27 protein-coding genes and 2 tRNA genes are annotated in these 24968 nt (G+C 36.0%); 6 read left to right on the forward strand and 23 right to left on the reverse strand.

Annotation, left to right across the window (positions count from 1 at the left end; translation table 11 throughout):
• Positions 1-98: 98 nt before the first annotated feature.
• The gene (locus MUA87_RS09035) at positions 99-1262 is read left to right on the forward strand and encodes an aminotransferase class I/II-fold pyridoxal phosphate-dependent enzyme (protein WP_262550587.1); all 1164 of its coding nucleotides are present in this window, start codon (positions 99-101) and stop codon (positions 1260-1262) included.
• A 163-nt stretch (positions 1263-1425) separates the two neighbouring features.
• On the opposite strand, the gene MUA87_RS09040 is transcribed toward MUA87_RS09035, so the two are convergent.
• The 5 genes from MUA87_RS09040 to MUA87_RS09060 all read right to left on the reverse strand — a co-directional run bounded on the left by MUA87_RS09040 (position 1426) and on the right by MUA87_RS09060 (position 6835).
• Complete coding sequence (locus tag MUA87_RS09040; RefSeq protein WP_002480459.1) at positions 1426-1872, reverse strand: MarR family winged helix-turn-helix transcriptional regulator; 447 nt, start codon at positions 1870-1872, stop codon at positions 1426-1428.
• A 328-nt stretch (positions 1873-2200) separates the two neighbouring features.
• A complete protein-coding gene (gene menB / locus MUA87_RS09045; RefSeq protein WP_002480458.1) occupies positions 2201-3019 on the reverse strand; it encodes a 1,4-dihydroxy-2-naphthoyl-CoA synthase in 819 nt (272 codons plus the stop codon).
• On the reverse strand, positions 3012-3824 hold the full coding sequence (gene menH, locus MUA87_RS09050) for a 2-succinyl-6-hydroxy-2,4-cyclohexadiene-1-carboxylate synthase (RefSeq protein WP_023015845.1): 813 nt from the start codon (positions 3822-3824) through the stop codon (positions 3012-3014). The genes menB and menH overlap by 8 nt, the downstream gene beginning before the upstream one ends.
• Complete coding sequence (gene menD, locus MUA87_RS09055) at positions 3811-5490, reverse strand: 2-succinyl-5-enolpyruvyl-6-hydroxy-3-cyclohexene-1-carboxylic-acid synthase (protein WP_105978575.1); 1680 nt, start codon at positions 5488-5490, stop codon at positions 3811-3813. The genes menH and menD overlap by 14 nt, the downstream gene beginning before the upstream one ends.
• Positions 5483-6835: an isochorismate synthase gene (locus MUA87_RS09060; protein ID WP_262550591.1), complete on the reverse strand. Its 1353-nt coding sequence runs from the start codon at positions 6833-6835 to the stop codon at positions 5483-5485. The genes menD and MUA87_RS09060 overlap by 8 nt, the downstream gene beginning before the upstream one ends.
• Positions 6836-7075: 240 nt before the next feature.
• Here MUA87_RS09060 and MUA87_RS09065 point away from each other — a divergent pair, with 240 nt between their 5' ends.
• The gene (locus MUA87_RS09065) at positions 7076-8014 is read left to right on the forward strand and encodes a 1,4-dihydroxy-2-naphthoate polyprenyltransferase (RefSeq protein WP_105978573.1); all 939 of its coding nucleotides are present in this window, start codon (positions 7076-7078) and stop codon (positions 8012-8014) included.
• Between the two features lie 42 nt (positions 8015-8056).
• On the opposite strand, the gene MUA87_RS09070 is transcribed toward MUA87_RS09065, so the two are convergent.
• Positions 8057-8620: a GNAT family N-acetyltransferase gene (locus MUA87_RS09070; protein WP_060803875.1), complete on the reverse strand. Its 564-nt coding sequence runs from the start codon at positions 8618-8620 to the stop codon at positions 8057-8059.
• A 162-nt stretch (positions 8621-8782) separates the two neighbouring features.
• On the opposite strand from MUA87_RS09070, the gene MUA87_RS09075 reads away from it, so the two are divergent.
• Positions 8783-8989 (forward strand): TM2 domain-containing protein, encoded by a 207-nt coding sequence (locus MUA87_RS09075; RefSeq protein ID WP_002480452.1) that lies wholly within the window; start codon positions 8783-8785, stop codon positions 8987-8989.
• Between the two features lie 20 nt (positions 8990-9009).
• A complete protein-coding gene (locus tag MUA87_RS09080; protein WP_002480451.1) occupies positions 9010-9216 on the forward strand; it encodes a hypothetical protein in 207 nt (68 codons plus the stop codon).
• A 69-nt stretch (positions 9217-9285) separates the two neighbouring features.
• Here the strand turns inward: MUA87_RS09080 and MUA87_RS09085 are convergent, their stop codons facing one another.
• Both MUA87_RS09085 and MUA87_RS09090 read right to left on the reverse strand, forming a co-directional pair.
• Complete coding sequence (locus MUA87_RS09085; RefSeq protein WP_002480450.1) at positions 9286-9888, reverse strand: CPBP family glutamic-type intramembrane protease; 603 nt, start codon at positions 9886-9888, stop codon at positions 9286-9288.
• Positions 9889-9894: 6 nt separating this feature from the next.
• Positions 9895-10080: a YkvS family protein gene (locus MUA87_RS09090; RefSeq protein ID WP_002480449.1), complete on the reverse strand. Its 186-nt coding sequence runs from the start codon at positions 10078-10080 to the stop codon at positions 9895-9897.
• A 203-nt stretch (positions 10081-10283) separates the two neighbouring features.
• Between MUA87_RS09090 and MUA87_RS09095 the strand changes: the two genes are divergently transcribed.
• Positions 10284-11270, forward strand: a complete 987-nt coding sequence (locus MUA87_RS09095) for a lipoate--protein ligase (RefSeq protein WP_002480448.1) — start codon at positions 10284-10286, stop codon at positions 11268-11270.
• A 127-nt stretch (positions 11271-11397) separates the two neighbouring features.
• Here the strand turns inward: MUA87_RS09095 and MUA87_RS09100 are convergent.
• The 3 genes from MUA87_RS09100 to MUA87_RS09110 all read right to left on the reverse strand — a co-directional run bounded on the left by MUA87_RS09100 (position 11398) and on the right by MUA87_RS09110 (position 12287).
• A tRNA-Ser gene (locus MUA87_RS09100) sits at positions 11398-11486 on the reverse strand.
• A 3-nt stretch (positions 11487-11489) separates the two neighbouring features.
• Positions 11490-11564 (reverse strand) — tRNA-Asn (locus tag MUA87_RS09105).
• Positions 11565-11714: 150 nt separating this feature from the next.
• A complete protein-coding gene (locus MUA87_RS09110; protein WP_002480447.1) occupies positions 11715-12287 on the reverse strand; it encodes a competence protein ComK in 573 nt (190 codons plus the stop codon).
• 210 nt (positions 12288-12497) lie between these two features.
• Between MUA87_RS09110 and MUA87_RS09115 the strand changes: the two genes are divergently transcribed.
• A complete protein-coding gene (locus tag MUA87_RS09115) occupies positions 12498-12716 on the forward strand; it encodes an IDEAL domain-containing protein (protein ID WP_002480446.1) in 219 nt (72 codons plus the stop codon).
• 117 nt (positions 12717-12833) lie between these two features.
• Here the strand turns inward: MUA87_RS09115 and MUA87_RS09120 are convergent, their stop codons facing one another.
• The 12 genes from MUA87_RS09120 to MUA87_RS09175 form a co-directional block, all read right to left on the reverse strand.
• Positions 12834-13169: an antibiotic biosynthesis monooxygenase gene (locus MUA87_RS09120; protein WP_002480445.1), complete on the reverse strand. Its 336-nt coding sequence runs from the start codon at positions 13167-13169 to the stop codon at positions 12834-12836.
• A gap of 15 nt (positions 13170-13184) precedes the next feature.
• A complete protein-coding gene (gene srtB / locus MUA87_RS09125; protein ID WP_262550595.1) occupies positions 13185-13898 on the reverse strand; it encodes a class B sortase in 714 nt (237 codons plus the stop codon).
• The gene (locus tag MUA87_RS09130; protein ID WP_070625856.1) at positions 13898-14668 is read right to left on the reverse strand and encodes an ABC transporter ATP-binding protein; all 771 of its coding nucleotides are present in this window, start codon (positions 14666-14668) and stop codon (positions 13898-13900) included. Before MUA87_RS09130 ends, srtB begins: the two co-directional genes overlap by 1 nt.
• Positions 14649-15623 carry a FecCD family ABC transporter permease gene (locus MUA87_RS09135; protein WP_262550597.1) on the reverse strand — a complete coding sequence of 325 codons (975 nt, stop codon included), beginning with the start codon at positions 15621-15623 and terminating at the stop codon, positions 14649-14651. The genes MUA87_RS09130 and MUA87_RS09135 overlap by 20 nt, the downstream gene beginning before the upstream one ends.
• Before the next feature lie 8 nt (positions 15624-15631).
• On the reverse strand, positions 15632-16513 hold the full coding sequence (isdE, locus tag MUA87_RS09140) for a heme ABC transporter substrate-binding protein IsdE (RefSeq protein ID WP_262546496.1): 882 nt from the start codon (positions 16511-16513) through the stop codon (positions 15632-15634).
• A complete protein-coding gene (locus tag MUA87_RS09145) occupies positions 16497-17954 on the reverse strand; it encodes an NEAT domain-containing protein (protein ID WP_262550600.1) in 1458 nt (485 codons plus the stop codon). Before MUA87_RS09145 ends, isdE begins: the two co-directional genes overlap by 17 nt.
• A 1-nt stretch (position 17955) precedes the next feature.
• Positions 17956-18621 carry a heme uptake protein IsdC gene (gene isdC / locus MUA87_RS09150; protein WP_262550602.1) on the reverse strand — a complete coding sequence of 222 codons (666 nt, stop codon included), beginning with the start codon at positions 18619-18621 and terminating at the stop codon, positions 17956-17958.
• A gap of 77 nt (positions 18622-18698) precedes the next feature.
• Positions 18699-21140, reverse strand: coding sequence for an NEAT domain-containing protein (locus tag MUA87_RS09155; RefSeq protein WP_262550604.1), 2442 nt, complete (start codon positions 21138-21140; stop codon positions 18699-18701).
• 167 nt (positions 21141-21307) lie between these two features.
• Positions 21308-22768, reverse strand: coding sequence for an ABC transporter ATP-binding protein (locus MUA87_RS09160; protein WP_262550606.1), 1461 nt, complete (start codon positions 22766-22768; stop codon positions 21308-21310).
• Between the two features lie 13 nt (positions 22769-22781).
• Complete coding sequence (locus MUA87_RS09165; protein WP_262550608.1) at positions 22782-23477, reverse strand: energy-coupling factor transporter transmembrane component T; 696 nt, start codon at positions 23475-23477, stop codon at positions 22782-22784.
• Entirely contained in the window at positions 23474-24061 is a 588-nt protein-coding gene (locus MUA87_RS09170) for an MptD family putative ECF transporter S component (protein ID WP_105966972.1), read from the reverse strand. The genes MUA87_RS09165 and MUA87_RS09170 overlap by 4 nt, the downstream gene beginning before the upstream one ends.
• A 430-nt stretch (positions 24062-24491) precedes the next feature.
• Entirely contained in the window at positions 24492-24776 is a 285-nt protein-coding gene (locus MUA87_RS09175) for a lactococcin 972 family bacteriocin (protein WP_262550610.1), read from the reverse strand.
• Positions 24777-24968: the final 192 nt, after the last annotated feature.

Here is a 24968-nt window from a genome sequence, read left to right on the forward strand (position 1 = left end):
ATTAAAGCAATTCAGACTTTTTGACGGTTTTCAGTGTTACAATATGATAAGATAGCATTTACTTACATAGTGCAGTAATCAATTGAGGTGTTAACAGAGTGAAATTATCTTTAAATACAAATTCTAAATTTTTACGTGCGCCAAGCATCAGACAATTTTCAAGCCGAATTAAAAATATACCGGATTGTATCAACTTAACAATCGGTCAACCTGACTTCCCTATGCCTGATGTGGTTAAAGACGCGTACATTAAAGCGATTGAAAATGATGAAACGAGTTATTCTCATAATAAAGGCTTAATGGAAACAAGAAGTGCCATCCGTCAATACTTCAACCTTCGTTATAATGTGGATTACACAGAGGAAGAAATTATTGTGACGAATGGTGCAAGTGAAGCTATTGATACAGCTTTACGCAGCATCTTAGAACCTGGAGATGAAATCATTATTCCTGGTCCTATTTATGCAGGCTATATTCCATTGATTGAAACATTAGGCGGTCATCCTGTTTATGTAGATACTACACAAACAGACTTTAAAATTACGCCTGAAGCAATTCGTTCACATGTAAACGATAAAACAAAAGCGATTCTTTTAAACTACCCTACCAATCCAACAGGAGTTATTTTAAATAGAACAGAAGCTGAAGCGATTGCTGAAGAGCTACAACAACACGAAATTTTTGTGTTAAGTGACGAAATTTATGCTGAAAATACCTTTAAAGTTAAACACACATCCCTTGCGGAATTTGAAGGTTTACGTGATCAATTATTATTAATCAGCGGTTTAAGTAAATCCCATTCAGCTACAGGTATCCGTATAGGCTTTTTACTAGGCCCTGAGTACTTAATAAAGAAATTGACATTTATGCATGCCTATAATACGATTTGTGCCAATGTACCCGCTCAAATCGCTTGTATCGCTGCGTTAACAGATGGCATCGATGCGCCAAAAGCGATGAATAAAGCATACAAAGAACGTTTAGCTTATTTAAAACAACGTTTACTTGATATGGGCTTTAAAATCGATGCTGAACCTGAAGGTGCATTCTATATTTTCCCGAGCCTTGCGCCATTCGGTATTGAAGATGACTTTAATTTCTGTGTCGATGCCTTAGAAAAAGGTCATATTGCGATGGTACCTGGTTCTGCTTTTACAGATGCAGGTAAAGGTCATATTCGTATTTCATATGCTTATGACTTAGATACCATCAAAGAAGGTATGGATCGTCTTGAAAATTATTTAAATCAGTATGTAAAATAAATCATCATTAAGAAAGTGAGATAGACTAGTTCGCTAGTTCTACCCCACTTTCTTTTTTATTCTTTTTAATGTGCGAGTTATCTTAATATTATCCCTAAAAAAATTATCCTCTCTTATGAGCATAACATTCCCTCTTTATTCTCAGTATTTCTTGTTGACTTGACTAAACTTCTGGTTGACTTAGATTCTTTTGTGCGAAACCACGCATCATGTTATAGTAATCTTCTTTTTCATCAGAATCTAAATTCAATTGATTAATTACTTGTGTTGAAATGTTCTTGAATTGTGCTTTTAATTCTTTTCCCTCTTCAGTTAAACTTAACATCACTTTTCGTTCATCTTCAGGTAGTCTTTTTCTAATGACCAAGTTCTTCTTTTCTAAGCGCTTTACAATCGGACTGATTGTCCCTGAATCTAAAAACAATTTATTGCAAAGTGTTTTCACAAACACTTCTTCATCATCTTCAATATAAGATAAGACCATATAATTTGGGAAGCTGATATTGTATTGTTTCAGAAACTTGTTAAAACGGTTGATCACTTCTTTTGTTGTGATATAAAAAAGAAAACATAAGTCGTGATCTAAATTCTTCTTTGTGCTATTACTCATATAATTTCACCTCTACCTTAAAATATATTCAACATCATAATGAATGTCAATGAAATAGTTTTATTTATTAAGTAAATTTGTACTTGCTTTATATAATTTGTTTAACTCACTCCGCAAAATAAAACACACAATAATACACATAAAATAAAGAGTTATGCCGACTTTAAAAATATATTAATCCTAACGTGCACTTTATAATTTTAATCGCTGGACGTGCATTTTTTATTTACCTAATAAGTAAAAAAACGACATAAAAAGCCTCCCGCTTCACACCCAAAGGTATGAACACGAGAGACTTAATAAGAACCTCATCTAAATGATTAATCTATTATGGGAATTTAGGGAATTGATCAAAGTCAGGTTGACGTTTTTCTTTAAATGCGTCACGACCTTCTTTCGCTTCATCAGTTGTGTAATAAAGTAAAGTTGCATCCCCAGCCATTTGTTGAAGACCTGCTAAACCGTCAGTATCAGCATTCATTGCTGCTTTTAAGAAACGTAAAGCAGTTGGTGAATGTTGCATGATTTCTTGACACCATTGTACTGTTTCATCTTCAATTTGGTCTAATGGTACAACTGTGTTGACTAAGCCCATATCTAAAGCTTGTTGTGCGTCGTATTGACGGCATAAGTACCAGATTTCACGCGCTTTCTTGTGACCTACGATACGAGCTAAATAACCTGAACCGTAACCTGCATCGAATGAACCGACTTTAGGTCCAGTTTGACCGAATCTTGCATTGTCTGCAGCGATTGTTAAGTCACATACGACTTGTAATACGTTGCCGCCGCCGATTGCATATCCACGAACCATTGCGATGACTGGTTTAGGAATAACACGGATTAAACGTTGTAAATCTAATACGTTTAAACGAGGAATTTGGTCGTCGCCAACATATCCGCCGTGACCGCGAACTTTTTGGTCGCCACCTGAACAGAATGCCATGTCGCCTTCACCTGTTAAGATGATTACAGAAATACGTTGATCATCGCGTGCACGTGAGAATGCGTCAATCATCTCTTGAACCGTTTTTGGTGTGAATGCATTACGCACTTCTGGACGGTTGATTGTAATTTTAGCAATACCATCGAAAAACTCATATTTTATCTCTTCATATTCTTTAATTGTTTCCCATTGTCTAGTCATTTTGCTCCTCCTTATTTAAAAAACCTAATATTAGTATATCAAATTGTGTTGGTTCTTCCACGTGAACCGTATGGCCAGCACCTTCCACAACATGAACTTCACTGTTTGGAAGTTGCTGATGCATCTTATGCGCAAGTTCCACAAACTTTTCGTCATACTCGCCGACAATCAGAGAGACCGGCAGCTGAAGTTGCGCAAGTTCTGGCCATAAATTCGGCATATGACCTGTGCCATAGTCACGCAGTGCTTTCGCCAAACCTTTTGGATCTTGTGCTAAGCGCATTGCACGATGTTTCTGGCGTTGTTCTTTTGTCATCATCTCTGCTTGGCTCGCAAACAATGGTAATTTCTCCCAATCATTCACAAACACTTCAATGCCCGCAATTTCTAATACTTTAGCTCTTGCTTCATCAACTTGCTGACGTTCTTTTTGCGCTGTTTCATCTGCAATGCCTGGTGAAGCACTTTCTAAAACCAAACCTGCTAGGTCTAATTGACCATGTAAGGCATAATACAATGCTGCACGGCCACCCATAGAGTAGCCATGTAAATAGATATCATAAGCTTTAAATTGTACGAGTACATTATCTAACGCATCGCAAATAAAATCGAAATCCCATTGCTTAGTTCTGTCGCTGTTATCTTGACCATGTCCAGGCAGTTCTATCGTTACAACAGCTGCTGCTTCAGTCAGTTTGTCAATGTGTGAACTAAATGATGTCGCATCACTGATAAATCCATGCAACAAAACAAGCAAGTTATGATTTTCTGTTTTTTGACTGTCATAAAAATTATAATTCAACATTCGCAATATCACTCAATTTCTGATATAGGATTTGGTGTTGTTGATGATTGTCTTCACGGTCTGTACGAATTTCATAAATGTATGATTCTAATTGTGATAATGGCGTGAATTTAAAGTCTTCGACAGAATCCATTAAGGCATAGTTGAAATCATACAACATGGCCGCATGTTTGAACTCAAGATGCGTCGGTGTACCGAATAAACGTTCAAAGTATTTCGCTGCTGATTCTTTTTGTGGCAGATAAGAGAATATACCGCCGCCATCATTATTCAACAACACAATATTTAAATGAATATCATTCAATTTAGCCATCAACAAACCGTTCATGTCATGATAGAAAGCTAAATCACCGATTAACAATGTCACTTTCTTATGCACTGCCATACCGATTGCAGTAGAAACGACACCATCGATACCATTAGCACCGCGGTTGGCATAGATTTCCGCTTCACTATTTACAAATAGATTATCCACATCTCTAATTGGCATAGAATTGCTGACAAATAAAGCATCTTCTTTAGTAAGTTTATCTAATAAGATACCGACATTCGCCGCTTCGTCTGTCGCATGATCGATATAATTTTTTACTTCGATTTTTGCACGACTATCCATATCTTGCCATTGGGATAACCAACGTTTACGATAAGCTGTCGGAATATCGCCAAGTGCACGGAAGAAGTCGTTTGGTGTCATTTCAAATGTAATATCTGCCGGTGTTGGGAAAGCATCTGGCTGCGCACTGTTTTGTACCGCAATTTGATAAGCATCTGTAGCTTTCAACCATTGATTTAATTTCTTAGATAATACTGGTTTGCCGACACGAATCACAAAATCAATATCTTTCGGATCTAAACCTGCACGAAATAGTAAGTCATACGTTGAAATAATATTCGGGTGACCTGATTGACGCAGACCTGAAAGCGGACCTGCTAAAATAGGCAAGTCATGGACCGTCGCAAATGGTAACAACTCTCTCACATCTTGATGCTGCATATCGCCGACAATAACGAAACCACGTTTTTTCTTCAAGATTGGCTTAATAGCTTCAACCGTAGCTGTCTTTTGATATTTAGGTATGACTTTTTCGTTAGTCGTTAACCACTCTGTCATCTCGAAATCTGGTGTCAACGGTTCTCTAAACGGCAAGTTAAAATGTACAGGCCCACGTTTGGGGCCTTCAAAATATTGACTTGCTATCTGCATTTGGAAACGAATAACATCTTCAGTTGAACCTGTAGTGTCATCAGCTAATGGCATATCAAACTGATGACGTACAAAGTTTTGGAACATGTTGACCTGGTTCAACGTTTGCGGCGCACCAATGCCACGTAATTCATGTGGGCGATCGCTTGTTAATACCACTAACGGCAAGTTGCTGATATCACTTTCAGCCACTGCTGACGTATAGTTGGTTGCTGCTGTTCCTGACGTACATAAAATAGCAACAGGTCGATTGCTGCCCTTAATCAATCCGAGCGCAAAGAATGAAGCACTGCGCTCATCTGGATGAATCCATGTCTTAATACCTGGGTGTGCTTCAAACGCTAAAGCAAGCGGTGTTGAACGAGACCCTGGACTAATGACAACTTCTCTGATGCCGTATGCATAGATTTCTGAAGCTAACGTAAACACTTGTTTGGTTAATAAAGTTTGATGATTATCCATGATTTTCGACTCCTAAAGCATTCATCATCGGAGTAAATTTAAGTGTAGTTTCTTCTAATTCACTCTGTGGATCAGACTGCTTAATAATACCGCAACCTGCAAATAAAGTTGCTTGTTTCTTTTTAATCAGCATAGAACGGATTGCGACGATAAATTCACAATTATCTTCCATATCAATATACCCTACTGGCGCACCATACAGACCTCTTGTTCCGAACTCTTTTTGTTCGATAAAGTCCATGGCTTTTTCTTTAGGATAACCGCCTAACGCAGGTGTTGGATGCAGACGGTCTAGTAAGCCAATATAGGTATTATTTTCTAACGCCCCTGAAATCTCTGTGTATAAATGATACAAATGATCATTTTTTAGGATTTTAGGATGCTTATTATATTCTACATCTGTAACGTACGGCTCAATATCATCTAGAATACTTTGCACCACAAAATGATGCTCTTGCAAGTTTTTCTCATCTTTCAAGAAAGCATCTACGTGTTTTTGATCTTCAGTTTCATCAGATGTACGTTTAATTGTCCCTGCAACTGCTTTCGTCGATAACACTTGGTTTTCGACTTCCATCAGCTGTTCTGGCGTTTGTGAAAAGAACACAGACCCTTCCGATTGCATTACGAATATATAGCTGTTGGATTCGTTGTGCATCGCATTTTCTAACACATATGCGATATCAATTGGTCGATCAAAGCGAATCATACGTCTGCGTGCTAAAACGATTTTTTCTTCGTCATTCATAGAATCTATGGCTTCTTGCACAATTTCTAACCATTCTTCTTTATAGATATCTTCACTGCGAACTACATCCCCAATAGGTTGTGTCGGTTCTACTTTCGTTTCTGCAACTTGTTGTACAAGTTCATGTAGGTCTTCTATATTAAACTCTTCTCTTAATACTGTATAAGTGACGAATGTTTCTGAAGCGGTCATCGTAATTAATACTTTCGGCAACACGAAATGGTTCAAGCCGAATTGACGCCACTCGTCATCTGATTTATGACTTGAAAATTGGAAACCTCCACACACTTTTAAGTGATGTTTGTTTGAATCTGGATGGATAAGTGCGATATCATTTTTATAATTTTCCCATTCACGGAAAATGGTTTGTTTATTTTCATAGTCATTTTTAAATTTTAAAAGCGCGTTATATCCGAAAAAGGCCGTTTCTCCTGTATTCTCCCTGAAGTAGAAGCGGTCATCTGCTTTATCTTCTGTCATTTGGAAAAGCATGATTGGGTTCGTCGGCTGGTCGATTTTAACCTCCACTGAAACCCATTTTTCACGGCTTTCATATATTGCGTCGAGAATTTGATCATCCTTGACACTTACAGTCATCTATCTCACTTCTTTCATCATTCTACTTAATCACATTATCTCATTGTATCATTTTTTATCTTCATCTGTACTTTGATTTGCACATTTATTATTTACTATTTTTACATGATTTGACCTTTCTCTTTCTATTGCTTAAAATAAATTTATTAATCAGAATGCAGATAATTTATAATAGAATCTTTGTGTCTTAAAATCCGCAATCTGAAATTTGGTATTTTTAAGTGTTAAGAAGGAGAAACCATGTCAAAACAATATCAGGAATTTTCAACTGTTCGAAAATATTGGCTGTTGATGCGTCCTCACACTTTAACTGCAGCTGTAGTACCTGTATTAGTCGGTACAGCGACAGCAAAGTTATTCTTATTAGGTAGTGAAGACCATCTTAAGTTCAGTTTGTTTTTAGCGATGTTACTTGCTTGTCTTTTAATTCAAGCAGCCACAAATATGTTCAACGAGTATTATGATTTCAAGAAAGGTCTTGATGATCATACATCAGTGGGCATTGGCGGTGCGATTGTACGTAACGGCATGAGCCCGAAACTCGTGATGAACTTAGCCATCGCCTTTTATGTGATTGCTGCGCTAATCGGTTTATTTATCGCTTCACAATCTTCTTATTGGTTAATCCCAATCGGAATCTTGTGTATGGCAGTCGGTTATCTGTATACAGGCGGTCCCTTCCCAATTTCTTGGACACCTTTTGGAGAGTTGTTCTCCGGCGTCTTTATGGGATTGATTATTATTTTAATCGCGTTCTTTATTCAAACAGATAACTTACAAGGTTATGCTGTATGGATCAGTGTACCGATTATTATCACAATTGGCTTAATTAATATGGCCAATAACATCCGAGACCGTGTCAAAGACAAAGCAAGCGGACGCAAAACATTACCGATTTTATTAGGTAAAGCCAATTCTATCCGCTTCATGGCCCTCATGTACATCATCGCTTATGCATGGGTCATTTATACTGTTTTCTTTGTACCTGGCGGTTCAATCTTTTACTTACTCGTACTGTTATCATTCCCGTTCCCTATCAAAGCCATTCGTCGTTTCAAAAAGAACGATACACCTGCTGAAATGATGCCAGCTATGACAGCAACAGGTAAAACAAACACAGTATTTGGTTTACTGTATGCATTAGGGATTTATATCAGTGCGTTATTAGGCGGTATTTGATGATGATAAAGAGATTGGAACTTTTCGTTCCAGTCTCTTTTTTTATCCTTCTTGAGGTTCAATGACCATGTGATAATAATCATGGCCATATAAATCAATCACACCTTCACTATGAAACCCTAAACGTTCGTAAAGTCTGAACGCACCTGTGTTTACTAAATCACAGCTCAAGCTCAGCTTATATGTTTTAGAGTGATGGATGACAGATTCCATTAACTGTGTCGCAATTCCTCTTCCTCTATATTTGGGGAAAACAGCCACAGTTTCGATATATAGCTCATCTGATTTTGCTTCTCTTAAAGGTAAAGGTGTTCCTATTGCTTTCGCTTCTTTTGGTAAATCTAACTTCAACCAATTTTCTTCTAAATCCATTTCATCTTTACCAAGATACGTAATAATAACGCCAGCGACTTCCCCTTCAACATCGTAAACTTGTACATTGTCGTAATAACAACGATAAGGTATTTCTGTAATACTTTGTTCCAGCCATTGAATGACATGAGATTTATCAAATCGTTTTACAATCGGCAACTCCATATCTTGCCAGATAATATATGTTAATTCTGCAATAGCACGTTTATCAGTTGGTTTAGCAGGTCTAATCATTGTTTTCTCCTTTATGTGTTTAGTTATTATCATTCACTATATAGTTTAACAATCATTTATATTGTTTGTTCACTTATTATTTTAACATTTGTATTATTGGAAAGTTTGTATTTCATCATTCATAATAAAGGTATCACTTAAATGGAGAAAGGAGCAATCAGTATGAAAGTAAATAAAATTGTTTATATTGTACTTGCACTGTTCCTCGGCAACTTCGGGGTGCACAGATTCTACGCAGGTAAAAACGGCTCAGGCCTTTTACACTTAGCGTTCTTCTGGACAGGCATTCCACATGTGATCGCGATTATCAGCGCAATCAATACAATGCTATTCAGACCAGCAGACAAACATGGTAATATCACATTTTAGTTAAATGGAGTTGAAACTATATGAATAAAGCAACGATTCTAACGTATTTAAATGAAAATCCTGCTAAATACCTTGTCCTTTATATGGACAACGGCAATGAAATTTCAGTAGAAGCCGTTGAAGAGAATTCAAATGCAGGCGCATTACACGTTACAGAACCATCAGAATATGTAGTAGATATTTCCAAGATTTCTTATTTCGAACTTTTAGAACGTTCAACGTATTAATTAAGATATAGCAAAAAGAACCTGTCCAAGCTTGAGATAAGCTGACAGGTTCTTTTTTGTCCTTTTGAATTAAGGATGAAAAATCAGTAATAACACCACTGCCACAATTTGTGCAACAGAAGTTGTAATAATTCGACGCGTATAATAATAGCTGATTGATAGAATAGCTTGTACGATGAAAATAAAAATGCATAACCAGATTTGATCGAAGTAGAAAAAGAGTGAACTTGAAGCGAGTGCAGTAATCACAATCGCTGCCCAAGCCGGTAACTTAAGATTCAACAATTGTTTTTGCAGTACCGTACGCATATAAAGTTCATGACAAGGAATCACAAAGAGTAATGTCACTAAAATCTGCCATTTAAAGTAAACGCCAGAACGTGATAAATCTTTAATCAATGATGTATACGTTAAATCTTGTGACATCAAAGACATAATCAACTGTACAATGATTAATGCGATTGCGGTTAAAATACCGATACCGATAGACGTCAACAATCGTTTAGATTCTAAATCACGTTGATAAAAGACATAACTGATACCCGCAAACAACATAATGCCTGTATACAGATACCAATATTCTTGTCGTTCTCCCCACATGATAAATAAGATGATGTGGAACACTACAAAGCTTATCACAAACCATAGTAATGCTTTTGTATTAGTTTTCATTATATTTTAACCTTCTTGATCAACTATCTTATAGCGTTTATGATTAATTACCGTTTTTTCAGGTAAATCTAATGATTCAAAATTTTTCATAATAGTTAAGTCAACAATAACAGAGTTATCATTAATTTTTTCGACACGGCCTCTTAAACCGTCATAAAATTCTACAATATCTCCTACTTCTGCAATAGTCATTACAGATCCTCCTTGAATTATACTATTCTATATTGTACTAAAATTCTCTCTTCAAATAAACAAATATCCTGTAAACACGTTATAATTGTAATTGAAGTCCGACTGGTGCCTTTTTTCTGGCAAAGTGTATAGTTGGCATTTTATCCTAAATTAGGGCATAAATAAAGTATCAAGCAAAGTAAGTACAGAAGGAGAGAGAATGTATGAAGTTTGTTAGTAACAAAGGTATTACAGACCCCACATTAAATTTAGCAATGGAAGAGTATGTGTTAAAACACCTTCCTAACGATAGCGATTACTTTTTATTCTATATTAACCGCCCTTCTATCATTATTGGTAAAAACCAAAATACGATTGAAGAAGTTGATCAACATTATGTAGATGAACACAATATCGATGTTGTGCGTCGAATTTCAGGCGGTGGTGCCGTTTATCATGACTTCGGAAACTTGAACTTCAGTTTTATCACTGATGACGACGGCAACAGTTTCCATAACTTTAAGAAGTTCACAGAACCGATTGTTCAAGCCTTACAAGCAATGGGCGTAGATGCTGAAATGACTGGACGTAACGATATCCAAATCGGTGCAGCTAAAATTTCAGGAAATGCGATGGTTAAAGTGAAAGAGCGTATGTTCAGCCATGGTACTTTAATGTTAGATAGTGACTTAAACGAAGTTGCGAACGCTTTACGTGTAAACCCTGCGAAGATTCAATCTAAAGGGATTAAATCAGTACGTAAACGTGTCGCAAACATCTCTGAATTCTTAGAAGAGCCGATTGACATTGAAACTTTCAAGGAAATTATCCTAAAACATATCTTTGGTGAACATGAAGTTGAAGAATACGTGTTAACTGAAGATGATTGGAAGAACATTGAAGCATTAAGTAATGAAAAATATCGTTCATGGAATTGGAACTATGGTAAAAACCCTAAATATAACTTTGAACGTGAAGAGAAATTCGAAAAAGGTTTCGTTCAAATTAAATTGGATGTTAAGCGCGGACGTATTGAACATGCGAAAATTTTCGGTGACTTCTTCGGTGTCGGCGATGTGTCAGATTTAGAACATGCATTAGTCGGCAGCTTGCATAATTTCGAGAGTATTGAAGCGGCTTTATCTGAATTCGATACGTATCATTATTTCGGAGATATTCCAAGAGAAGAATTAATTCGATTAATGTCATAATTAAATAAGCTTTACATGATTAAGGTGAGAACTCAGTTTCTCACCTTTTCTCATTCAACTTTAACAAAAAGAAAAATCCCATTAAGTCAACGTCTTAGACATTGATTTAATGGGATTCTTACAGTAACGGAAACGGAGGGATTCGAACCCTCGCGCCGCTCTCGCGACCTACACCCTTAGCAGGGGCGCCTCTTCGGCCAACTTGAGTACGTTTCCATATGGCTCCACAGGTAGGACTCGAACCTACGACCGATCGGTTAACAGCCGATAGCTCTACCACTGAGCTACTGTGGAATAATGTAATTTCTTCAAGCACAAATACTATTATAACAATCCCTTAAAATAATTCAAGAGAAAATAACGAAAAAGTTGCGGAACATTTACACTCATTCCCTATAAACATCCCGCAGTTTGAGATAATATCATAAAATGTTTAAAATTACGCTAGCTGCGTGGTGTGTTATTAATCACTAAATAAGTACAAAGTGTTTCATACACGTCTAAAGCAGGTTTAGAGTAGTCAATAGGACGCTCTGTATTCCATTTAATTTTCTTAACACGCTTTCTAATGATGTGTTCATAATAAGCTGCATTTTTATATTGATGCCAGATAGTACGGACTGTTGCGGTTGTGATTAAAGATTGTCCGTCAGAAAAAGTGATTTTAGTGGTATTGTTCTTCAACGCTTTGATATCTTGTACAAATTCAATGTTAATCCAAATATTGTCTTCAGAGCGTTCAGAATGGGTAGAGAATAGAAAGATTGAAATAACTGGTGAAAGTAAAATGGGTGGTTTACTGTTAATGTTGGTAATCCGAGCGGTATCAGTTCGAAGTGATTGAAAGGTTGAACCATAAAAGCGACAAGAGTTGTCTAAAGTTTTTTGCGGGGAGCTTTCTACAATCCTCGGATCTTTATTGTAGGTAAGCAATTTTGTATGGAGTGCTCCATACTCTTGAGCAATGACTGGTATAATGGCCATATCATCGCTTTTGAAGATGCTATGTTCGTCCATAAGCACGTCCTCCTATTTAATTAATTACGATTAGAATTCGTTAGACATCTAATCATGTAATTATTGTATACTAGCACCTAGAAAAGTCAATAGAAACTTTTGAGTTAATATTACACTTTTAATTTTTAAAAAGTCAGAATATTCATTGATTTTAGATTAAATGCAATGTATACTCGTAAATAACTTAAAAAAAGAAAGGCAGTGATTAAAATGAATCACAATATCAATGTAAAAAATGGAACACTGAAGGCGTTCGTAGCGAATGTAAACGACCTGGGGGTAGAACTCGTAATTGATCAAGCTCTACGCAATGTACGTAAAGAAAAACTTACAGAACTGATTGACCAAGCTTTAATCGAAAAAGATGAAGCAGCATTCAATCGTTACATTGAAGAATACAATCAATTGGAGGATGTTTTAATTGGCTAACTCGTCGTGGGATTCCTGTTCCTGTTCATACTAAAAGGTCTATTCATTTCAAATACCGAATGAATAGACCTTTTTTTGTTTGCTTATTTTTAAGCATAATGAGAAATAAACTTCGTTCTATTTCCCCTCTTGATCATTTAAATAGTAATAGCCAATTGTATAAGTCAGTACTTCATTATCTTGGATTGGACTCGCTTGATCTTGAGATTGATGACGTACATTTTTATGGGCATCTTTGAAGACATCTGAGCTCAACCAATTTTTGAAACATGCTTCTGCATCCCAAATTGTTAAAATTTTCACTTCATCATATTCTTTTAAATTATTTGTCGTTGTGACAAACATTTCTTTAAAACCTTCAATTGTTTCAATACCTTGTCGTTTGTAAAAACGTTCTACAATTCCTTCTGCTGAACCTTTATCTAATTTCAATTTGTTTTCTGCCATAAACATAGCGCATACACTCCTTTATCTGTTTTCAATTAATTTTCCAACCACAACAACACGTTTATCAGAACGCGAAAAAGCATCTTCACACGTAGATAACGTCATTATCTTGTCTTGTGGATGAACTGAAATATCTGTTTTGATTTTCGATTTATTTTTCGTTTCTTTTAAAAACTGTTCGTATTCATGTACATTGTTGAAATTTGTCTGTATATAGTTATCATGGGCATCCGTCGAATATGCGCTGAATACTTTTAACGCATACTGATGATACTTTGTATCAAATTCTATCGTTTGATGTGCATCATAAAATGTTTGATTCAAATATTGATGTAAATCATCAAACATAGTTTTATCGCCAACACTATGACCATAAAGCACTGTATTTTGAGATAAATCTTGTAAGTTATTACGATAATCTACAAAGATACTGCCCTTTTTCGTTTTTTGTTTCTTAAAGTTATGTTCTAAGTAATCTTCATTATCTCGGGATTGTAAAACGGGATAATTCAAACTCGTACCTTCTAAACGAATCCACCCATGAATGTCAGAATTGACCTCTGCTAATGCTTCAAATTGTGGGCGGACCCCTTTCTTTTTATAGTCCGTTTGTAAGACCTCGTATTGTTTTTCTTCCGCTTCATTATCTAAACGATGTTGGAAGATAAGATAGATAGCCGCAATAATAACCAGCACTAATCCAAATTGAATGACACGTATTAGTTTATTCACCATTAACACCCGCCGTGACATTTACCAATTAATATGCCGCAATCTTTATCATGAATAATCTTTGCGTCGATTTGGTAAATTGTTTTTAATAATTCTGGTGTCACGATAGCTTGCGGCTTGCCTTGTGCTGCAATTTCACCATTTGCGACACAAATCAGTTCATCACTATAAGTTAAAGCTTGATTTATATCATGAAGCACCATGATGATAGTTAAACGATGCATGTCGTTTAACTGTCGAATCATCTCAAGGACTTGATATTGATAATGTAAATCTAAAAATGTGGTAGGTTCATCTAATAATAAATATTGTGGTTCTTGGACTAAGGCCATTGCGATAAAAACACGTTGTTTTTCGCCACCGGACAAAGCGCCAATCGGACGATCTGCATACTTAGTTAAATTGAATTGTTCAAGTACACGTTCAATGACCGCTTCTCCTCTTACATCCTTCTTCAACCAACGATGATGACTATATCGTCCATAGCGCAGTAATGTTTTAACGGTGAAATCTTCAGGTGCTGTATTGTTTTGATGGACTGCTGATAACATTTGCGCAAGTTGTTTCTTACCTAATGTATTCAAATCATTGCCTTCTATGTACACACAACCAGCCTGAGGTTGAAGATAACCTGCAAGCATTTGAAGTAAGGTACTCTTACCTGATCCATTCGGTCCGATAATAGAAGTTACCGCATGACGTTTAATTGTCAGATTCAAGTCATTAAAGAGTTGTCTTTGACCATATTTAAACTCAACGTTGTTGATATTCATTTCGGTACGCTCCTTTACAAATTAAATAGATAAGATAAGGTCCGCCGATAATGACCGTAATAATATGCGCTGGCACTTCAAATTGACGGGACATCAACCTGCCAAGTGTATCCGCTAATAGCACGGCTATCGCACCGAATAACACACAACAAATCACAACTTTCTTATAGTCACTGCCGACTAATCGACGTGCAATATGCGGTACAATCAAACCAACAAAGGCCATAGCACCAGCTACAGCTACTGCACTGCTCGCTAAAAAGACCGCAATTAACCCTATCCACATACGGTAACGTTGAATAGGAAAGCCTAAGTTGTGTGCTTGTCGATCATCAAATCCCAACATATTCGCTTGAAAGATAACAGTTATAGCTAAGATAAGTCCTATACACGTTGTCACTGAAATTTGTGCTACGTCTTTCCATACTTTTAAAGATAAACCAGCAGATAATCTCACAGCTGGGTTAGCGGTTAAATATTCCAACATACCATTCAACATCGCATACATCGACACACCGACAAGCAGCATGCGCATCGGATTCAGCTGATAACGATGTTGTAAATAAAACAATAAAGTAAATGGCAATAATCCGCCTATAAAGCTGATAATTGGCATATAAAAGAATAAAGTCGGCATCAAAGTCATCACAAGTGCTTTAGCCACCAAGGCACCTGAACTGACACCGATAATACTGGCATCAGCAAGCGGATTTTTCAGCACTGCTTGTAAATAAGCACCCGCTACGGATAACGCAGCACCTGCACAAATCGCAACAATGATACGTGGTAAACGTAAATCTATAATCGCATCGATTTGATTATCATGACCTGTTGCGATTTTATTCCAAAGCTGAGCTGAACTTATGCCTAATTTACCGTTAAGCAACGCAAACAAGACCACTACAACAAAGAGAAATAAGGTACACATAAAGACGACACTGAATTTATATTTCATATTGCACCTCATTTCTTGTTGTAGAAGATATCATATAAATCTTGCATGGCTTGGTCTGCATCGATATTAGCTGTAATGCCGAAAGGTTGTTCTTCTAAATCATAGACACGACCTGTCTTGACTGCTTTAAAATGTTTCCAAATATCATTTTCTTTGAATTCTTTATCAAACATCTTTTTAACTTCTTCAGGCATTCCATGTGGCAAACGCAGAATAATATCTGGATCAACGTCATACAGATACTCTGTATTAGAAGCTAGATATTGTTTCGAATCTTCTTTAATCACATTTTCACCGCCCGCAATTTCAACTAAATTGCCGATATAAGAGCGATTCGTAGCAACTAAATAACTGCCTGGCACACCCATTAAAATAAGTACTTTAGGGTGCTTTTGTTGCGCTGCTTTTTGTCTGATTTGTTCTTCTGCATGAGTTAATTTTTGATTTAGCTTTGATGCTTCTGTTTCACGATTAAATTCTTTACCCATCTGTGAAATAGAAGTTTTCATGCCTTTTAGACTGTCATAGTCATAAAAGATAGCTTTAGCTTTAATCATTTTGAACTTAGGTTTTGTCTCATCTTCAATAGTAGAAACGCCTAAAATATGTGTCGGGTGAACAGCTTGTACCTTCTCCATATCTGGTGTCATCGGTTGTCCGACTTTCGGTACATTGTCATATCTTTTAGGTAGTGTTTTATATGAATCTGGTTTACCTGCAATATCTAAATTCAAAGCATCTAACGTTTGTGTCAAAGCTACTGTTGTCGGTACAATGCGGTATTTTTCAGAAGATGTTTGGTTATTTTTATCTTCTTGTGCTTGGCAACCAGTCAGTAGAACAATTAAACCTAAAAGTACAACACACCATTGTTTAATGTTTTTTCTCATGACCTTTACCTTCACCCTTTCTAACGTAAAGTGTAGAGACTACTAACAAAGCACTCGCCAAAATAATCACCGCACCTAAATAAATTTGATTCATTCTCTTTAAATACTTTCCAACATCTGAATGTGTCTTTGTAAATTTAATAGGTTCACCATCATCCGCATGCCGATTGAATTTAGGAAATATTTCAGGCAATGGCGGTTCTTCCATTGTTTTTGCAGTTTGTATTGTTTTAACAGCACTTGGTTGTGAAGGTCTTGATGACGTAATAAATGGTGTGTCATTCATCGATTGTGCCTGATTAAATGCTGAATTGGTTGGTGTTTGTTTATGATTATGTGTCTCAGATGCATGTTCTGACGGAGTTTCTACTACAGTATTTTCTTTAGTTTCAACCGTTTCTGTCGTTTCATTTGTTGATATTTCTGTATCCTCATCTTGTTTGATAGATGTGCCACCTTTTTCTTCTTGTTGGCTTGGTGTGTCTGTCTCTTGAGCTGTTTCATTAAACACCATTTCAGTTGTATAGTGATGATCATAATTTAAATGCGGAACAATAATATGTACTTTTGAGGTCAATATTTTCTGATCTTTTGGCATGTTAAATTCAATGACACGTTGATCTTGTTGTGAATCTTCACTTACCACTTTTACTGGAATACGCGTTTCACCATTAAAGATTTCGAAAGACTTCCACCACGCAGCATTTTTTAATGTCATTTGAACAGTAGCTTGCTGATTGTGATAGGTCACTTTAGCTGGATGTACCATATATTGATCCATCACTGATCGTTCATTTGTTTGATGTTTTAATACTTTGAAATGCAAATTCTGTATTTCTGATACGTGGGTATTGGATTTCTTAGGAAATACTTTTTTGGGTGTGTGTTTTTCTGTTGGTTGTGTATCTGGTTTTGGTTGAACGTCAGTTTTTGGCTTCGATTCAGGACTTGGCTTTGGTGTCGGTTGTACTTTAGGTGTCACATCTTTTGGCAATTGTGCTTCTAAATTAATTTTGGTTGTATAGTGATGATCGTAATGAATATCAGGGACGATAATATGTACTTTTGAAGTAAATGTTTGCGTCTCTGATGTGACTTCAACTTCTACAATACGTGCTTCTTTTGTTTCACTGACTGTACGTACATCACATTGTTTATCACCTTCATATAATTCAAAAGCTTTCCACCACTCTGGATGCAGCAATTTAAACTGTAAATAAACTTTGTTGTTTTTAGTTTTGACAGTTGCTGGATGTGCCATATAATCATTCATAACTGACACATCCTGACTGTTTTCTTTATAGACTTTAAAAGGTATCTCTTTAACTGTTTGTTGTGATAATGTTTGATGATTGACTTCAGCTTTTGAGTTATCAACGGTAAATGAACAAAGTAAGCTGCCACATAGTGCAGCAACTAAACATTTGTGAGGTACATTCATTTTAATGTTGTCCTTTTTTACGTTTATAGACGACAAAAGATAGAAGTAATACAGCTGAAGCACCCATTAAAGTGATATAAAGCCATTTAGATTCACCGGCAGCTGTTTGTGGATTTGTCGGTGTCGCATCTGATGATGTTGCTTTTCCTGTTGCTTCGGCATTTTCTCCTTTTGAAGTGTCACCTTTTGAATCATCCGCATGGGATGCAGCTGCGGCACTGTCACCTTGCTTATCACCTTTTAATAAATATGTGATGTTGTAGTTATGGTCATATTTAAAAGGTTTACCGTTTACTTCTTCATCGATATACACTTTAATTGTGCCTGGAATTTCGCCTGATGTTTTATCGATTAAAAATTCTGAAGTACGTTCATCTTTTGCTTTATCTTCATGCACAATATTTTCTTTTTGACCGTTAAATGTAAAGTTAACAATCCAATGACTGTGGTTGACTGTGAATTGTACATATTGTTTACCGTTTTTATCAATTAACTTAGCGGGTTTATTGAAATAATCATTTGCCATGGATACGTCTTGTGTTTTATGTTTTAAAATATCGTAATTCAGATCTTTTTCAGCAGCTGAAGCTACAATGGAAAAAATGGCCCAAGTTAACACAATTAATACCGCACTCATTGCGATAACTTTCTTGATTGTTGCTGTCATATGAATCATCCTTCTTTCTATATGATGAGAGGTTGTGAGAGACCCACAACCTCATTTTCTTGATTCTCAGGAATACATTACAGACTATTTTTCTTTGATTTCACGTGTCTATTCCAAAACAGTGCGATACCACCTAAAAATACAGATAAAATACCGAATGTTGTCGCTGTTTCTTCTGTACCAGTTTTCGGCAATGCTTTTGCCTTAGCAGGTGTTGAGTTGTTTCCTTTAACTGATTTTACAGTTTCAGACTTCATTTCTTTAGCTTTAACTGAACCAAGCGATTTTACAGATTTAGATGCTATAGCTTTCATAGATGGTTGAGTTGCTACCGCATCTTGTACTTCTGTCACAACTTCAGATACTTTTGGTTCTGTTTTTTGAACTGACATCGGTTCTACTTTTATTTCTGGTTTTACATTAGACTCATCCGATGCTTTTTCAGTCGATTCATCGACTTGCTTAGTATCTTTTTCAGGTGTGATAACTTTTGGTTGTACTTTTTCTTTTTCAGCTGTTTTATCTACAACTTTATCAGTTGCTTGATCTTCAGCTTTTTCTTGTGGCTTAGGCATAGGTTTAACTTGTGGTTTTGACTCAGGTGCTTTTAAATCAGCAACCGCTTCGTCAAAAGCAATTTGTGTCGTATATTTATTGTTGTAATTGATGCCTGGGACTACAATATGCACCTTACTTGTTAACATCTTTGTACCTGGTTTCACTTCAAAGTTAATAACTTTTTGATCTGCTGTTTTTGAAACCTCATGTTGTTTGAGCTGTTGTGCACCATCAAATAGTTCAAATGATTGCCACCAATCTGGATTTTTAATTGTAAGCTGTACAAATGTTTTACCATTTTCCTTAACCACTTTTGCTGGGTGGTCCATATAATCATCCATGACTGATTTTTGATCTTCACCGTCTTTTTTAACCATAAAGCCGATTTCTTTTGTAACAGGCGCAGCATTTAAAGTTTCTACTTTAGGTGTAGTGTGGTCAGATTGTTGTTCAACTTGTGGTTTTGGAGCTGGCTTTTCTACTTGTGGCTTAGGCGTCACTTTCGGTGCTGCTGCATCTGTTTTTTGTTGGTTTGATTGTGCAGTCGGCGGTTTATTTTGGTCAAGGTCTTTAATTCTGACGTGGTAAGCACCTTCGTAGTTAATTTTAGGTAAGCTGACCTTCACAATCGCATCATAGTGATCAATACCAACTTGATATGGGAAGACGACTGTTCTTTCATTCTTCTTCGTATCACGTGCGATCGTTTTCACACGCTCGTAACCTTCCTTAGTATCTACCATAAAGTCATCCCACATGCTTTCTGACTTAATTGTCATCGCCACATAGTGTTTACCGTTTTGTTGGAAGACTTGCATAGGTTTGACTACTTCAAAGTCCATATGTGAGGGCTCATTTTTCTTACTATGCAACACTTCAAAGTTATGTTGTTCTGGGTTCGTAATTGTGAAATCTGACAATGGCGCATTTTTAAATTCTTTTTTCGCTGCTTCTAACTGTTCTTTTAATTGTTCTTCATAGTCAGCAAGCATTTCTTTATCTTCTCTTGTAGGCACTTTATCTTTCGCCATCAATTTTTTAAGTTGATAAATTTTATCTTCTAGCGTAATCGCATTGTCAAATGCTTCTGTTTCTTTCTTTTTCTTATATTCATCTTGTGTTAATGGCTTAGAATCACTTGCGTTGATAGCTTGGTTGAATTTAAGTTCAACATCTTCAAACTCTTGACTAGTAACCAATCTTGATGATGATTTCGTTGATGATTTCACAATGACACTTTGTGTATTGTTTGGAACTGCGAATTGTAACTTAGCTGTATTTTTTGCTTTATCGTAAGCAGTGATTTGTGTATTTAATTTATGGTTCTCTTGATAAACATCAAATCTATCCCAAATTGTTGGAATGTCTAATGTTAATTCAACAGTTGATACTTTATCACCTTTCATAAATTGAGCAGTTTGTTTAATATTTGATGCATGGAAGAATGCTTCTTCGTCAGTATTTGGTTTAACAACTTTAAACTCTACTGGGTAACGCTCTTCGTTTGCGTGAGGATCTTGTAAAGATGGTTGTTTTATTGCTTCTTGTACTGAGACTTGATTTGTTGGTGCTGCTGTTGCTTTTTCTGTTTGTGGTGCTTCTTGTTTTGGTGCTGGTGTTGTTTCAACTTTCTCAGGTGTCGGTTTTGAGTCTGTTTGAGATTGTGCTGTAGATGCTGCTTGTGGTTTATTTGCTTCTTTCTCTTTTGACTCAACTGTTTTTGGCGCTGAAACAGGTGTCGCGTTTGGTGTCGTCGAAGTGCCGCTATCCGTTACAGTAGTCGGTGCTGCTGCGTTTGATACGGGCGCTTCTTGTTCAGCTGCTTGTGCTTGTCCTCCTCCTAAGAAGATCACTGCACCTACAGCTATCGAAGCTGCTCCGACAGTAAATTTACGAATTGAATATTGGTACGCTTTCTGGTTGGCATGGTTCATAACTGTTCTCTCTTTGTTGTTTCTCACGTTGATAACGCTCCTAATCATTAATTTTTACACCAATAATGATAATCATTCTCATTAACAATGTATAAAGGGAGTATAGCACACCCTTAAATCAATGTCATTACTATTATTTATGTTTTTTAAAGTAGTTAAAATGACACTATTATATTTGCGTTATTATTAAATATTTATAATTCGAAGAAGTTTTGAAGCGCTTTGACATTACGCATATCAAGCGGATAGTGGTGTTTGACCTCCCCTTCATGAAATTCCGCAATATAATCTGCGCTGTTTATAATCAATTCATAGTCATGTGTAATGACCAGAATTGTATACCCTTGGCCTTTTAATTGTCGTAATTCTGTCGCAAATTCAGACATACGTTTGCCATCTAAACCACTGGTTGGTTCATCAAATACTAAAATAGGTCTGCCGCTTTCTTTAGCACTCGCAATCGCCAGTCGCTGCATTTCTCCGTTTGAAAGTGATAAGGGATGTTTATCACGATGTTGTTTTAAATCAATCGTATCTAACACATGTAGTAAATCAGTATCTGACATATTACGATGACTGAATCTGATTTCTTCTTCTACAGTTTCACCGAAAAGTTGAGACTCTACATTTTGAAAGACTTGATATACATCGTGCTTCCACTGTTTTTGACGTATTTTATGTGTACCATTCATAATGACCGCGTCTTTATTTAACTTAACTGCACCCATTAATGCTTTCGCGAATGTAGATTTCCCTGCCCCATTGTGGCCGACTATCGCTGTTATCGCACCTTTATGTAAATCAAATCGCTTAATATTTAAATCTAATGTTTCTTTTTTCTGATAGCGATATTGCCAGTTTTGTATAGGTATCACATCGTGTGATGAAGGTTCTGATCGTTTTGGTCGTAGTCGTGTTAAATCTGTCGCTCGTAAACCATGTGCTTTTAATTGTTTTAGTTCTAATTGACGAAAATCATCTTGATTCCACGCTTTAGTAATCTGACCTGATTCAATTAAGATAAAACGATCTGCCAAATCTAATAAATAATGCAGACGATGTTCCGCAATAACAATCGTCTTCCCTTGTTGCTTCCAAGATTGAATCATACGTGCTAATTTTTGAACGGCTTTGAAATCTAAATTTGAAGAAGGTTCATCCATGACAATAAGCGCTTGTCCTGCGATTTCAATACTGATACAGGCAATCATTTGTTGTTGACCACCCGACAATTCAAAGACATTACTTTCCAGTAAATCATTAATTTGATATTGATCTACTGCTCTAATAATTCGTGATTGAATTTCTTCTGGGTCTGTATAGTAATTTTCTAGTTCAAAGGCAAGTTCATTTAATACATGTGTACAGAAGAATTGTGATCTAGGATTTTGAAAGATACTGCCGATTTGGCGACTTAAATCTTTGAAAGCATAGTCCTTCATGTTTTGTCCTGCGATGACAATATCTCCTGCGATTTCACCTGAGAAAAACTGAGGAATTAGCCCGTTGATTAATCTTAGTACTGTTGATTTTCCGCATCCTGATAATCCTGTTAAACAGACCACTTCGCCAGGACGAATAGTTAAATTAAAATCTTCTAATGCATTTTTATCTGAAGCACTGTAGCTGAAAGTTACATTGTTAAATTGAATCATTTGAGCCTCCCTCTTATATAACGTAATAAAATAAAACAAGTAAAATTAAGAATCCTGCGACAGTTTTGTCGATTGCGGTCATTTTAAATACAATGAGTGACGTACGTGCAGCGTCTACAGACAGTCCTCTTGTTAAAGAAGCGGCTGTCAACTCATTTGAAATTTTGACCACTCGATTAATTAACGGTACAATACGCATTTCGGTATAACGTAGCGGATGTAGAAACGCTTGAAGTGTCGTCATACCCCGCATACGCATCGCATGTTTAATGTTTTGCGATTCTTGATAGACCACAGGAAGAAAACGAAACATGACCGCTAAAGGAATCGTCAACACATTTGGAAACTTCATTTTCTCTAATGCACGAATGAACATTTCAACTGACGTTGTTTTAAATAAGACAAATCCCATTAAAGCAGCAGGTAAAAAACGTGTAAGCAAATTGGCTATTATAAATATCAAACTATACACAACCGCATGGTAATCTCTCAATTGGAATGTTTCGATATACCATCCAGTAAAAAGAATAAAAAAGCATAATAAGCCAGCTTTATAATAATGTAGATAAAGCAGACAAAATGTAGGTATCAGAATAATTACAAGTCGTGGATAAACCGCATGACCCGTAGTAGTTCCTGTTAAAGCGATAAAGGATATCAATACCATACTTAACAATTTTATTCTTGGATCAATTTGCATTTTGATCATGAGACCATACCTGCACGTACAAAATGTTTTTTAAATAGAATTCTTGCGATGACAATTCCGATAACAGCACCGACCATACAAGTCACTATAATGATTGGTAATGTTTGTAGCGTGAATAGTTTATCTAGTAATGCTGTATATTCGTGTCCTCTTTTTTGTTCTAGATAATCGAAAAAGGATTGTCTTGCGAAGTAAAATGGAAGCAAACTGCCGAGTGACCAAAATGAAAAGACAATATAACCGATACTTAATGTAATCCAATGACGATAGTTGCCGATCTTCATAATTAAATCAGCTAGAATCGGTAATGGAATACCAGTAATTAATGCGAGCCCTGGGTGACCCATAATAAACAATACTAAGCTCACTACAATACCACTGATACTTAAAGCACCAAACTTTTGTGTTTTAGCTACCAACAACATAATAGGTACACTGCCAATAACCGCAAATAATGCAGGTAAGAAAAACATAATCACTGGCACAATCCCAGCAATACCTACAGGTGTAATTAACACAAAGAATATTGCGGTAAAGAGCCCGATGTTAATTAAATCTTTAACTTCTAATTTCTCACGTTGCATGCATGTATCTCCTCCTTAAAAATCTGTCGTTAAATTTATCGTGTGAATATAACTTAATCATAGTTTACCACCATTGATAATGATTCTCAATTACGTATTTCAATCAAAAATTACTTTCATTTAGTAAAAGGTATATAAAACAATAAAATAGAAATAACTGCTTATCTGAGCTTTAAATTATTCAAATCCATTTAGAAACCCACATCAAACCAACACTTTCTATCCTATCAATCAGACTATTCATTTTCTACTACAATTAAAATCTCTCTATATAAACTATGTTTAGATTTAAATTTATCCTCGTACACATAGCCTAGTATACTAGCTAATTTATATATTTTAACTTTTTTGCTTTGCAAAATTAGCTTCACATCTAAAATATAAAAGGGGCTGGATTTATGTCCCAGCCCCACTCTTTTTTTATGATATTCTAATACACTCTATAATATGCTTGGTTACCCCACCAAGCTTTTTCCGCAGATGCACGTGCTTGTTTTTCAGCAGTGGTATAGCCACTATCTGAACGATATTTGCCGATTGCTGTAGAATCATGACCATAACTATTATGTGTGTAATATGACCAAACATATGTTGAGCCTATTCCATGACTCCATTTTCCACCTTCTGCCCATTCGTAAGCATTTGCAATTGTAGTTGTTCCCATTCCTAGTAATAAAGTGGCAATAATTATTGTTCTAGCAACATACTTTTTCATGAAAACACCGCTTTTTTAAAGTGTTCTCTATCTATTAAAAATAATATACAATAAAAACCGCTAGCGTCAATAAATTTTCTGAATATTCTTATATTAATGAGTCTTTTCGTAATAATTATCATATTCTGAATATTCTATTGATTTAACTGTGATTTCGTGCTATGATTACGTCATTAAATCAATACGCTTTAG

The organism is Staphylococcus simulans, assembly GCF_025561465.1.
In the GTDB taxonomy this organism is placed as follows: Bacteria; Bacillota; Bacilli; order Staphylococcales; family Staphylococcaceae; genus Staphylococcus; species Staphylococcus simulans.